General features: G+C 49.8%; 8 protein-coding genes. 5 read left to right on the forward strand and 3 right to left on the reverse strand.

Annotation, left to right across the window (positions count from 1 at the left end):
• The first annotated feature begins 247 nt into the window (after positions 1 to 247).
• Positions 248 to 1189, forward strand: coding sequence for an ATP-dependent DNA ligase (locus tag D328_RS0120490; protein ID WP_018886911.1), 942 nt, complete (start codon positions 248 to 250; stop codon positions 1187 to 1189).
• 299 nt (positions 1190 to 1488) lie between these two features.
• A complete protein-coding gene (locus tag D328_RS0120495) occupies positions 1489 to 2292 on the forward strand; it encodes a hypothetical protein (protein ID WP_018886912.1) in 804 nt (267 codons plus the stop codon).
• Positions 2293 to 2298: 6 nt separating this feature from the next.
• Here D328_RS0120495 and D328_RS0120500 read toward each other — a convergent pair whose 3' ends face one another.
• Positions 2299 to 3231, reverse strand: a complete 933-nt coding sequence (locus tag D328_RS0120500; RefSeq protein ID WP_018886913.1) for a manganese-dependent inorganic pyrophosphatase — start codon at positions 3229 to 3231, stop codon at positions 2299 to 2301.
• Between the two features lie 392 nt (positions 3232 to 3623).
• Here D328_RS0120500 and D328_RS31835 point away from each other — a divergent pair, with 392 nt between their 5' ends.
• Positions 3624 to 7913 carry a S8 family serine peptidase gene (locus D328_RS31835; protein ID WP_018886914.1) on the forward strand — a complete coding sequence of 1430 codons (4290 nt, stop codon included), beginning with the start codon at positions 3624 to 3626 and terminating at the stop codon, positions 7911 to 7913.
• Between the two features lie 129 nt (positions 7914 to 8042).
• Here the strand turns inward: D328_RS31835 and D328_RS0120510 are convergent, their stop codons facing one another.
• Together D328_RS0120510 and D328_RS0120515 are read right to left on the reverse strand one after the other, a co-directional pair.
• The gene (locus D328_RS0120510) at positions 8043 to 9524 is read right to left on the reverse strand and encodes a sensor histidine kinase (RefSeq protein ID WP_033413376.1); all 1482 of its coding nucleotides are present in this window, start codon (positions 9522 to 9524) and stop codon (positions 8043 to 8045) included.
• A complete protein-coding gene (locus D328_RS0120515) occupies positions 9521 to 10207 on the reverse strand; it encodes a response regulator transcription factor (RefSeq protein WP_018886916.1) in 687 nt (228 codons plus the stop codon). Before D328_RS0120515 ends, D328_RS0120510 begins: the two co-directional genes overlap by 4 nt.
• Before the next feature lie 295 nt (positions 10208 to 10502).
• Between D328_RS0120515 and D328_RS0120520 the strand changes: the two genes are divergently transcribed.
• Together D328_RS0120520 and D328_RS0120525 are read left to right on the forward strand one after the other, a co-directional pair.
• Positions 10503 to 12761: a glycosyltransferase family 39 protein gene (locus D328_RS0120520; protein ID WP_018886917.1), complete on the forward strand. Its 2259-nt coding sequence runs from the start codon at positions 10503 to 10505 to the stop codon at positions 12759 to 12761.
• A gap of 13 nt (positions 12762 to 12774) precedes the next feature.
• The gene (locus D328_RS0120525; RefSeq protein WP_018886918.1) at positions 12775 to 13893 is read left to right on the forward strand and encodes a glycosyltransferase family 2 protein; all 1119 of its coding nucleotides are present in this window, start codon (positions 12775 to 12777) and stop codon (positions 13891 to 13893) included.
• Positions 13894 to 13896 lie beyond the last annotated feature (3 nt).

Here is a 13896-nt window from a genome sequence, read left to right on the forward strand (position 1 = left end):
CCCGAAAAGTAACAATTTACTGTGATTCTATCAGGATTTTAAACAAACCTCAATGATTTTTATGATTTTATGTAAGAATATATAACACAATTTTGTATTGAAAATCAGTCGATGACAGTATGCGCACCAATTGTCACCGCGTCGGTTCATAAGGACTTGTTATTGCACAGCTAATTGGGAATCCTAATGATATTGCTGTATAAGCTAATATACGGCGGACTATATGAAAGACAGGAGAAATGCAAATTTGAAGCCTATTATTCCTTTTGAACCCGTCCGAATGGATCAGATCCCTGTCGGGCCCTCATGGATTGCCCAGGTCAAGTGGGACGGGGTACGAATGTTGAGCTATTATGACGGGACCAAGGTAAGGCTGGTGAATCGGCGGTTGCATGATCGAACTGCACGATACCCGGAGCTACAGCACTTGAACGAACATTGCCATGCAACTTCCTTCATACTTGACGGTGAACTGGTTGCTTTCCAGGATGGCAAGCCATCCTTCTATGAAATTATGAAACGCGACAGCCTCCGCAGTAGCCGCTCCATTCAGCACGCTGCCACACAGATTCCAATCGTATATATGGTCTTCGACATTCTTTTCGCTAATGACCAATGGGTGACCGAGCTCCCGCTAATAGAACGCCAGCAGCTTCTATCAGATCTAATTAGACCACAACCGTATCTACACCTGGTCGAGAACTTTCCGGATGGACAAGCCTTATTCAGGGCTATATCCAACCAGGGAATGGAGGGTGTCATCCTGAAGAGAGTGGATAGCAAATATCTGATTCAGGGGAAGGACAATCGTTGGCAAAAGCATAAGATAAGCCGAGATATATATGCACTGATTGGTGGGGTCACCTACCGGGATAAGGTGGTAAACTCCTTATTGCTCGGGCTGATGAATACGGATGGAACTCTGGAGTATATCGGTCACGCAGGTACGGGAAAATGGGGGGCGGCTGATTGGCGCAGCCTCACAGCAGAGGTCCAGAAGTCAGTGGTAGAAGCGTGTCCATTCCGCACGACTCCCCCACTGCTGCGTGATACCCAGTGGCTGCACCCTCAGTACGTCGTGAAGGTAAGCTTCCTGGAATGGACACCAGGAGGGACAATGCGCCATCCTGTCATAGAGGGCTTGGCACCTCATGTTCCTGCCCAGGATTGTACTTTACAGCAAGAGTGAAAGGTAAGCGGAAGGACGGATTGATAGCGATAGGAAGGGAGGTCGAAAGAGCGAAACAGAGCGCACCCAGACCAGCAAATTAGAATATACGTTCCCAAAATTGATTGACATATATCCCAAAAGAAGGTATAGTTAACTACAAATTCATAGGTGATGCGGGCGAAGCACCCCGCAAGTGAGGCTATCAGCCATACTTGCGGGGTGCTTCTTTTATTTGTAGTACGAGAGAGCGGAGTGTACTCAAATAACCTAATTCCTCATCCCGGACACCTATACTAATTCAGACAGGAGTGTTGTTCATGAGACCTATTTCGACCAAGAAGAACGTTCACCCATTATCTTCGGCATTCATCCATACACTATGGAAGCCCTTTATCGTGCTCTTGTGCTGCACAGCTCTGCTCCTAGTACCAGGTCAATCTCAGGCCAGTGAGGCCGCCAGCTCAATCGGGGCAGTCTATGATCAAATGACCACGCTTGAATCCGTCATCACATTGGAGGGTCAACGCATCCGTAGCCTCAGCAAGAGCAACAACGATAAGATGAAGTCCATCAAGAGCAGAATTAGTGCGATTGATGCTGCCTTGTTGAAGTCACTTAAGCTGAAGGTTGACCAGACACAGAAGAAGCACACTCCTTTGCTGACGCAATATTCAGAACTGAATAAGCAACTCGCCGATGCCCGCAAGCGTAAGGACAAGAAGAATGTGGATCTGTTGGTATTGAAGCAAGGCTCCCTTAAGCCTTCTGTTACGGCAGCTCGTGCGGACATTGCTTCTCAGAAGAAGGCACTTGCAGACGCCAAAAAAACGGCCACTGCGAAGGCAGCGGCCGTCAAGGAAGCCCTTGTTCCTGTACAAGCTATCAAGAAGCAAATTACAGCGGAGAACAAGCAAGTGGCCTCCGTGAAGAAGAGCCGTACAGCAGCACACAAACGGTATAGAGCAAGTATCAAAAACGGAAATTCCATCCTTGCGCTCGCTGAGCTTACCCGCGTCTATCAATTGCTCGGCAATGTACATGCCTCTCAGCAAAAGGTAGAAGAATGGGAGCGTCAAATATCTCTGGCCCTGCAGCGCGCAGAAGCTAAGCTCCCCAAATAACAGTGCTTACAGTGCGTTAAATGTGTCTGTCAGCACAGGTACGATTTGTGATTTTCTGGATACTACACCCTTCAATAGCGCCTTGTTGCCATCCAGCTTGACATTGTATGCCTGTTCAACCGCCTGAGCCTTGTTGCCGAGTGCAATTCCCACAGAATCGCTATTAACAATATCGGTTACAACAAACAGGAACAGATCCAGACCCTTATCCGCAATCGTCTTATTCAATGCAACTTCAAGTTCAGCCTGACGGGACAGCACATCATTCACATCAACTGCATTGACTTGGGCAATTTCAACCTTGCTACCGTTCAGTTGGAATTCCTTTGCATCGAGACTGATCAGTTGCTCGATGGTGTGCTGGCTCAGATCAGCTCCTGCTTTCAGCATGTCGAAGCCATAGCTCTCAGCATCTACACCAGCAATCTCAGCCAGCTCACGTGCTGCAGCTACATCTTCTTCTGTGCAGGTAGGAGATTTGAATAGCAGGGAATCCGAAATAATTGCAGACAGCATGAGTCCAGCGATATCTTTAGGAATCTCTACCCCATTCTCCTTATAGATCTTCTTAAGGATCGTCGCTGTGCAGCCTACTGGCTCAGCGCGATAATACAACGGATAGCTCGTCTCAAAATTCGCAATACGATGATGGTCGATAACTTCAACCACGCGCACCTCTTGAATATCATCAGCACTTTGCTGGCGTTCATTATGATCTACTAGAATAACTGTCTCGGCCTCAGCAGCCACCTTCTCAACGTAACGTGGTGCCGGGGTCTTGAAATAATCCAAAGCAAATTGAGTCTCTCCGCTTACTTCACCCAAACGAACTGCCTCAGCATCAACACCAAGCTTTTGTTTCAAAAAAGCATATGCAATCGCAGAAGTAATCGTATCCGTATCCGGGTTTTTATGACCAAAGACCAGTGTTTTTGCCATCGTAATCGACTCCTTAATCAAGGTTGATTTTACTATAGTCAACAATTCCAATGCGATTATATCATTAATCTCCCATGCTGTGCATCCGCAATCTTGCATAACTATCATTTTTTGAGTGCAGTGACTAAGGTAGATTCTCTGTAAAAAGCCTGACAAAACCTGATGAATCATGGGTTTATTTGTTATTGACAGCCTTTATTTTCTAAAAATATTAAATTCATATAGAAAAATCCGCTAGTCATATGGTAACATATCCCTCAAAACTACATACTCAACCATTCTACGTATCATATTCCAATATGGGAGGGGGCCTGCAGGCAACGAAGAATGTTGCCAAGCCAAATCTGATAGACAAATCAATAGACTATAATCTTGTGAAAAGAGGGGAAGCTTTGAAAACACGTACATTGCTGCATAAAGTAACTACTGTTTCTTCCATCTTCGCTCTGGCAGCGAGCTTACTAGCTCCTTCAGCCAGTCTAGCTTCGCCTGATATCAGCCAACAGATTCTTTCTGAGCTGACCAACGAGGTGTTGCAGGAGCCTACCTACATCTCTCCTAATCTGGACACTTCCTCTTCCAAGGATGTTCGAGTCATTGTCCAACTCAGCAGCGACCCTGTAGCTGTTGAGAGATTTAGCGCAGGCAGCCTCCGTGCCTTCTCGACGCGCTCTGCAGAATCCTCCATCAAGAGCGAGCAGACATCTTTCGAAGAGCTTGCCAGAAAACAAGGCATTTCTCTCCAGGTTAATTACCGCTACAATACGGTTCTAAATGGCATGGAGGTTACGGTTGCAGCCGACAAAATACCGGCTCTCGCCAAGCTTCCTGGCGTTAAATCCGTTCATGAGAACCAGACCTATTTTACAATCCCAGTTCAAGATCCTTCCACAGTGGCAGATGATACCTATGAAGTGAAATTCGATAACGCCCCACTGGATTTGATTGGCGCTCCTGAGGCCTGGAGCAAAGGCTTCACAGGCAAAGGACTCAAAGTAGGCGTCATTGATACCGGTGTCGATTACAATCACCCTGACCTGAAGGATGCTTATAAAGGCGGCTACGATTCCTTTGAGCAGGACAATGATCCTTATGAGGAGCCTCCTGTCAGCATTGATGAAGACCCATACGGAACAGGCTTTGCCGGAACATCTCACGGAACGCATGTAGCAGGTACTATTGTTGGTCAAGCCAAAAATACGACCTCTGATATCGTTCAAAAAGGGGTCGCCTATGATGCAGAGCTGTATGCCTATAAAGTGCTCGGGCGGAATCCTGCAACTGGGCGCTCATCCGGCTCATCTGCACAGGTGATTGATGGAATCGAGCGTGCGGTCAAGGATGGCATGGATGTAATCAACCTGTCCCTGGGCTCCGATCAGGAGAAGGACCCGAATTCACCAGACTCCATTGCAATCAATAATGCAGTACTGTCTGGTGTTGTGGCAGTTATCGCGAGCGGTAACGCTGCTGATTCTGGCCCTTACTACTACTCAATGGGCTCACCTGCTTCTGCACAATTAGCGATCTCCGTCGGAGCGACAACGATCCCTGGTCGCCTGTACACAGCTGCGGGTACCGTATCCCAAGCCACATATGAGTCTGTCGACCCTAATGGTAGCGTTACTGCGGATACTTACGACCTTTATGATTACCAGCTAATGGGCTGGAGAACAGGCGATGATGACTTTGCCTCTATCCTTGGCACACACCCCATCGAGGTTGTCTATGCTGATCTTGGTCAAGTAGATGATTATGTGGGTAAAGATGTGACTGGAAAGATCGTACTGCTCTCCCGAGGAAGTCTTGCATTCGTAGATAAGATCGAGATTGCCAAAGAGCAAGGGGCACTCGCTGCAATCATTTTCAACGGCAATACCAGCCCTAGCGACCCTAACAGTGCCGATCTGTCCGATAGCGTGGCACAGCGTGACGGCTACATCAACACCAGTCTCGGCGATAGCCTTGGCTTCATTCCGACATTTGACATGAAAGGTAGAGAAGGACGAGCATGGGCTCGCAATATTGTCGAGAATCCTGACAAGCTCCACTTCATTACATTTGACCAGGAGTATCCTCAAATTGATGTTCCTGGTGATCGCATGGCATCCTTCAGTTCTCGCGGACCAAATAGCGATGATCTGCTGGGCATCAAGCCGGATGTATCCGCTCCAGGTGTCAACATCATGTCCACTTGGCCGAAATACGGAAAGTTCGATCCAGATGCGTCCTATGCCGAAGCTTACAATCGCAGCAACGGTACAAGTATGGCGTCCCCGCATGTAGCAGGTCTGGCTCTGCTCTTGAAGCAGCAGCACCCGGATTGGACACCATTTGACGTCAGAGCAGCTCTTGCCAATACTGCAGACTCTCTGTTCAACGAATCAGGTAAGCTTTATGATGCTTACTCCCAAGGGGCAGGCAGAGTCAATGTAGATCATGCCACAGATACTCCAGCTCTGCTGCAAACTGTAGAGCAACTGACTATTTTGGACAAAGATCTGACCTATCGAGATGTGATCAATTATGGCTCATCGGCCAGCTTCGGCGTCCTGCCGGCTGGAAGTGAAGCGAAGCAAATTCAGCTTCAGCTGAAAAACGTATCCTCCAGCTCCGTACGCTATCAAGCTAGCGTAGAATTGCATGCTGATGTAACCTCCGATCCTACAAATCCGATCTCTACACCGAGCCCTAGCAACCTTCGTGTAGAATTACAGGGTGTTGGCGACGGCGGTGCTATCAGTGCTGATGCAGGAAAAAGCCAACCATTCTTCCTGTCAGTACAGCCTGTTGAAGGTGCTGTAGACGGAGTCTATGAGGGTAAAGTTGTTCTGGAAAGCACAGGACGCCCAACACTCCATCTGCCATTCACTGTGCATGTCGGCGAGAAGGCTCCTGCTACCGGATTCGGTCTGCAAGAGATGCAACTATCCAATCCAATTATTACACCTAACCGGGGCGGCATTAAGGCCACGACGGATGTAACATTCCGTCTGACGGCTGAGAATACAGACTACATCGAGCTTCAAGTATATGGTGTGAATGACCAACTCATTGGTATTGTTGATAATATTTATACCGAGGAAGGCTTCCTGGAGCCAGGGGACTATGCATTCGAGAACTACGGCGGAACTTACTTCGCTGTTGACGAAGCAGGGAGCCCTCAAAGGGATGCGAACGGCAATCTGATTACACGCCAGTTGACTGCCGGAACCTACAAGCTAACCTTGATTGCTCCACAGCTTGATGCGAATGGCAACTTTAAGTACAACGCTGATGGACTCATGACATACTATGCCTCCAAGGCTCTGCGAGTTGATACATCACGTAAGAGTAGCAGCAGTGATGATACTACTGGCGGCAACAACGGAAACAGCAGCACTGGCGGGGGTGGAGGTGGAACTCCACCAACAACTCCAGCTACAGATACTCCAGCCACTCCTGCAGATGGAACTACACCGAGTGCACCTAGCATTCAAGGTGTGGTAAAGCAAGGGCAATCAGTTCAGCCTGTACAAGCCTCTGTAGTCGTAAGTAATGGAATTCAGGCACTGAGCATTACCAATGAAGCACTTCAGGCTGCCCTCAACGAAGCAGAATCCAAACCAGTTGCCATCGTTGTCTCTATTAACACTAGTGAGGCTCCTACAACCAAATTGATTCTGTCCGCTGATCAGCTTGGCTTGCTCGCCAAGTCAACCGTAGATAGCAGTATTATTTTGAACTTTGGGACATCATCCCTGTCTTTGCCAACGTCGGCACTTAGCTCTGTTCCAGCTGGATCTTCCCTGGAGCTCAACATTGCTGATCAGGACCAGGACCTGGAGATCTTCACCAAAGGCTTCCCAGGTGCTACGATTATCGGCACACCTGTCAGCTTCGAAGTTAATGTACTGTCAGGCAACCTCAGTACACCATTGAACGTACCAGCTAAAGAACGCATCCTGCGCTCCTTTACCGTACCTGGACAAATTGAGGGTAACACTGCTGGTGTATTGTATACTAGCGGAAGCAAGGTATCACCGACTCCATCCGTATTCAACAAGCAGGATGATGGCACAACCGTAGTAGTAGTCAATCGTCCAGGGCTGTCCACTTATGCAGTGGCAACGAGAACCGTGTATTTCGAGGATATCTCCTCTTCGTTCGCACAATCTCAGATTCAATCGCTTGCACATAAGCTGTTGATTAACGGCACTTCGGAGCAGACCTTCGCGCCAAAAGAGCGTGTAACCCGCGCCGAGTTCGCAGCCATGCTGACAAGATCTCTGGGCCTACAAGCTGCAAACACTGCTCCATTCACTGATGTTCAAGCAGGTGGCTGGTATGCAGGGGATGTAGCAGCAGCTTATAATGCTGGTCTGATTACAGGCCGCAATGATGGAAAGTTCGATCCTAATGCACATATTACGCGTCAGGAAATGTCCGTTATGCTGTCAAAAGCTATGGATCTGCTACAGATCACTCCAGCTGTACAAGGTTCCCCTCGTGGACCTTATGCAGATGCTTCCTCCTTCGGGAACTTTGCTGAGCTCAGCATTGATAAAGTAACCCAAGCAGGTATCATGAGTGGAGAGACTGTAAACGGAACTTCCTATTTCCGTCCAGAAGCAGCTACAACGCGTGAAGCAGCCGCGAAAGTACTGTATGAGCTGCTGCAGCAGGGTGAGCTGATTAACTAAGGATTTCACCAGCAAAACGACATCATTCATGGTTCACATCCTTCGCCAGTATCCAGCGAGGCTACGGACCTGCATCAAGTGAAGAAGCCTCCGTCCCACATATATACTGTGGAACGGAGGCTTCTGCATTCAAGGCTCCATTAAGGGCAGACGCACCGTAAAAACACTCCCCTCGCCAGGCTCGCTTTTCACTCCAATGTGCCCCTGATGTGCATGTACAATGGATTCAGTAATAGACAGCCCCAGTCCTGCACCGCCAGATCTTCGAGTACGCGAGGTATCCCCACGATAAAAGCGTTCAAAGATTCGATCCAGTTGCTCCTTCTCCATTCCTGGGCCGTTATCGCCTACATCAAGCACTGCCATTTCCCGCTCCACGCTCAGGCCCACCTTAATGATACCTAGCGACCTATCGGTATGCTGCACCGCATTACTGAACAAGTTAAGCACAACCTGCTTCATCGCATCCACGTCAATAGGAGCATGTACCTCTGCGGTAATATCGTAGATCACCTTACGTTCCCCAGCAAGCATCTGTAATTGAGGCTTCATGGAAATGAGCATTCCGTCTAACGAGGTCGGCTTCAATAACATCTCAGGAGCCCGATCCATCTTTGCCAATAGCAATAGATCCTCTACGAGCTTCTTGATTCGCTTGGATTCGCCATACATACTCTCCAGTGCTACCTGTAGCTGCTGGGGGTTGGAGGCAGCCCCACGGAGCAGCACCTCCAGAAAGCCATGAATCGAGGTAAGCGGGGTTCGCAGCTCATGGGATGCATCTGCCACAAAGCGCCTCATTTGTAGCTGCGCTTCTTTTTCCGTAGCAAACGAAGCCTCCAACCGTTCCAGCATACCGTTAAATGATACGGCAAGCCTGTCTATCTCTTGCTGCCCTTGGTCGGTAGCCACACGCTCCGTCAGATTACCAGCGTCAATACGCCCCACGGTCTTAACCATCTGGGAGAGCGGAATAAGCGTCCGCCGCAGGATGGGTAGCATTAACGCCACACCGATAGCAAGCCCTAACAACGATAAAGAAAGGAACGTCAATTGTTGGCGCATTAGGAGTGCCTTGAGCGGAGCTGTTGAGGTACCCATCTGCAGCAGCTCACCTGATGAGCCCTTTGGGCCTGGTGCACGGACCACGACCAGCTGCTCATTCCCCTGACGATCCTCCACCAGATAATAATCGCTCATTCGTCGCCGTGATTCGGCATTTGCACGCAGCTTATCATAGATATCCTCCGATAGTCTGGGAGCGGATAGCCCATCCTCACGCGAGATATCCCGCAAGGTTCCATCCTTCTGGATAATCGCCAGTGTCATATCCGAGAAAAAAAGATACCGATCCGGTGGTCCCTGCGGTGGAATTCCTTCCCGCCCACTCGACTTAGCCTCTCGGGTCAACAGATCCACGGGCATGGAGCGCAGCTGCGCTTCCATGACTTCAGCACGGTTGCGATAGACGAAATCCTTCATGAATACATACTGCAAAAATCCTATTAGCACAAGCAGCACAGCCACGATCAGTAACGTTCGCGTAAGCAACTGAGCGCGCAGTGAGTTCATATTAATCCAGTCTCTCCACCGCTCCTTGTTCCACCTCATGGCAGATCGATCCGGTAGCCCACCCCACGCAGCGTGCGAATGAGCTTATGTTCCTTATCCTGAAGCTTATCGCGCAGGGATCGAATATACACCTCGACAATATTATCTTCTCCGCCAAAATCATAGCCCCACACTCGGTCCAGAATACGTGCCTTGCTGAGCACCAGACCATGATTGAGCACCATAAATTTCAGAAGCTCATATTCGGTAGGTGACAGCTCCAGCACCCGATCAGCATGTTTAATCTCCTTGCGACGATCATCTACACGGAACGGCCCATAGGTCACTTCTCCAAGCAGATCAGGGAACTGATTGCGGAGCCTTGCTCCGATCCGGGCTAGCAGCTCTTCGAAATTAAAGGGCTTGGCCAAATAATCATCAGCACCCAGCTTAAGCCCCTTGACCCGATCATCCACCTCATCCTTCGCCGTCAGCATAATTACTGCAATGTTATCCCCTGTCTCCTTCAGGCTACGGCACAGCTCAAAGCCATTCATCTCTGGCATCATGACATCGAGAATGGCTACATGCGGTCGATATTCCCGTGCCAGTTCCAGCCCTTCACTTCCATTAGAAGCTGTCCTCACCTCATAGCCTTCATTTATCAGGCCGAATTCCAGAAATTGCAGAATATGCGGCTCATCATCTACAAGCAATATCTTGATTCCATTCATGGTAGTCATACGTGCGACATCCTCTCTATATCTCAAATCCTCAGCTAGTCCATGGCACACTGCTGAAGCCATTGTGTTGCTATAGCATCCACTTCAAATGGCTGCATTTAGCCATTCCCTTTACAATTTAATATTTCCATTATGACGCAACTCGGCTAACGATGGCACTGAATTTTCACTGAAAAAATTGATGGTCGCTGCATCACCAGACATTTCAGCTAATTTTCAGCGCAGCCTCATGAGTACTTCAGGTATTCGGTCCACTATATAAATAAATTCATACAAGAGTCGGGAGTGAACGGATATGTGGCGCAGGCTTACAACATTATTGAACAAAATAGACATCCCACTGCTGTGCATCCTGCTATTCTCAGCCTTCCTCAGTGGTTATAACATCTGGCAGGATCACTACGTGAACACATATTACACAACAGCGGTCGCAAGTATGCTCCAAAGCTGGCACAACTTCTTCTTCGTGTCACTTGACTCAGCTGGTTCGGTCTCCATCGACAAGCCTCCTGTTACGTTCTGGCTGCAGGCAGCTAGCGCCTATCTATTTGGCTTGCATGGCTGGAGCGTCATCCTTCCACAAGTCCTGGCTCAGATCGGTTCTGTACTTTTGCTATACGCGTTGCTAAAGCCTACGTTTGGCCTGACGGCAGCACGGCTAGGCGCATTCGCTATGGCATGCACGCCGGTAGCTGTATCCGTAAGTCGGACGAACAATATCGACAGCATGCTGGTCTTCACCTTGCTTTTGGCGGCATGGCTTCTATTTCGTGGCATTCGCCGCAGCTCCGGCAGCTCTATCATCGCTTCCTTTGCCTTAATCGGTGTCGGCTTCAATATGAAGATGCTGCAAGCCTACATGGTTATTCCTGCCTTCATCCTTTTCTATGTTCTCGCGGCGAGTGTACCTTGGAAGCGAAAAGTAGCTACTCTTGCTGGGAGCGCCGCAGCCCTGTTGATCATCTCCCTCTCCTGGCCGCTAGCAGTGGATTCCACTCCGGCTAATCAGCGACCTTACGTAGGAAGCAGCGGGACGAATTCTGTCATGAATCTGGCCTTTGGCTATAATGGCATTGCTCGTCTTACCGGAGATCGTGGGCAAGGGGGCACAGGGCAGAGCGATGGTAGAGAGAATACACGTCCTGCTAATCTCTCGAATCAGACGAACTACAACAATCAAGACAAGCGCGAGATGGCACAAGATCAGATCAACGGTAATGGTGGTGCCCGAGCGAGTTATGGTCCTGGCGCTGGAGGTGCAACCGGTGGGGGTCCTGGCACAGGAGGTCCAACTGGTGGAGGCCCAACCAGCGGAGGTCCTGGTGGCGACAGGATGAATAGTGGCGGAATGTTCGGAACAGGGACCCCTGGCCCACTTCGTCTGTTCCAGAGCGAGTTGTCCGGTCAAGCGAGCTGGCTAATTCCATTCGCTGTGCTCGCAGCGATTAGCATTCTTGCTCGTCGTCGTATACGGAGCTGGTCGCTCCAGCAGAAAGAGGTCCTATTCTGGCTGGCCTGGCTCATACCGATTGCGGGATTCTTCAGCATTGCAGGATTCTTCCATCATTACTATCTCATTATGCTCGCACCTCCACTTGCTGCGCTGCTCGGGGCAGGCTGGGTGAGCATGTGGGAGCAATACCGCTCCAGAGGGAGCAGTTGGACAGCCTGGCTTTTGCCCACAGCTACACTCCTTACAGGCGTGTTTGCTTGGTATATCATGAAGGGCTACACCGAGAGCATCGGTAGCTTCTGGCCCCATACCGCTTGGGTCACAGGTGTGATGGGTGCAACCCTGCTTCTATGGGGGCGAGCTACTGGCGGCACCAATGGACAACACGCCACCTCGGACCGTCGCTATATGATTTGGAGCAGACGACTAGCTGTCATAACTGGCTTGATGGCCCTCTTCATCGGGCCTATATACTGGGCGGCTACTCCCATTACTTATGGGCAGAATAGCATGACTCCGCAAGCAGGCCCAAGTCAATTAGGTGATCGCGGAGGAAGGGGCGGTCCTGACGGTGAGCGGGGTGACGGAACCCAGTCTGCCATGAACCGAAATACCCCCCCCGGAATGCTTAGTTCCTCAGCAGATGCAAGTGATGAAGCAGCTAGTGCAGATGAAGCACCTGGTACGATGACCAGATTACCTGGAGCAGCCAGCCTCCCGACAAGGGGATTGGGTATGGGCGGTACACCACAGGCAGATGAGAAGCTGCTTCAATATCTTCGCCAGCATAATACGGACGGGACTTACTTATTAGCAACCCTGAACTATACAGCTGCTGCCCCTTATCTGATTGATTACGGGGAGAAGGTCATCATTTTACACGGCTTTGTGCAATCTGATCCTGTATATGATACCGATAAGCTGCAGGCGCTCGTGGAGAGCGGTCAGGTAAAATACTTTCTCGTGACGAGCGGCATGGGCAGTGATCGCTCTGAGCTCGTCAACTGGATCAAGGAGCATGGCCGAGAAATCCCTACGGCGGAGTGGCAATCGACAGCGTCTGCGTCTGCCTCTGCTCAGCTGTACGAAGTATCCTGGTAAGGAGGACACGACAATGACCCACACCAAGCAACTGACAACCATCCGTTATTCGGTAATTGTGCCAATGTATAATGAAGAAGCTGTCATTCAGGAAACCTATCGCAGAATAAAACACGTCATGCGCGAGCTAGGCGAGCCTTATGAGCTAATCTTTGTAAATGATGGCAGCAGCGATCGTAGCGCAGATATGATCAAGGATTATAGCTCTACTGATGAGTCCGTTATCCTGGTTGATTTGTCCCGTAATTTCGGTCATCAGCTAGCCATTACAGCAGGAATGGATTATGCCATAGGTGATGCGGTCATTATTCTGGATGCAGATTTACAGGACCCACCTGAGCTGATCCCGGACATGGTCTCCAGATGGCAGGAAGGCTATGAGGTCGTCTATGCCCAGCGTGTCAAGCGTCACGGCGAATCCTGGTTCAAAAAGCAGTCCGCACGAGTATTCTATCGGCTCCTGCGCGCATCCACAGACATCTCAATCCCCGTCGACACAGGCGACTTCCGGTTAATGGACCGTAGGGTCGTGGATGAACTGAAGCGTCTGCCAGAGAACAATCGCTTCGTGCGAGGTCTGGTCAGTTGGGTGGGCTTTCGCCAGATTGCTGTGGAATATGAGCGGGATGAGCGATTTGCGGGGGAGACGAAATATCCGCTAAAACGGATGCTCAAGTTGTGTCTGGACGGCATGACTTCCTTCTCTTACAAGCCGCTGAAGCTGGCTGGATACCTCGGTGCTCTTCTCTCCCTCTCTGGCTTTCTGTATATGATCTATGTACTGTGTGTCCGTCTGTTCACGGATAATGCCGTTAGAGGCTGGTCTTCACTAATCAGCCTACAGCTGATATTTGACGGCATGATTCTCGTCATCCTGGGGATTATCGGGGAATACGTAGGGCGGATCTATGATGAGACCAAGGCACGTCCGCTCTACATTGTCCGGGAATGTGTCGGGCTCGAACGTGGACAACAGCTCCACTCTTCTGAGCAAGCTGCCGGTGCCCAGCACAATGAAGATACCTATGATGCTAACGGTCCAACGGTGAGCCCTACAGCAAGCCCCGCGACAGCAAAGATGGTGTATACGCACGGAAGTCTGGATTCATCACGCCCGAGAAGAGGAGCTTGAACG

It is taken from the genome of Paenibacillus massiliensis 2301065 = DSM 16942 (genome assembly GCF_000377505.1).
GTDB classification, from domain to species: domain Bacteria; phylum Bacillota; class Bacilli; order Paenibacillales; family Paenibacillaceae; genus Paenibacillus; species Paenibacillus massiliensis.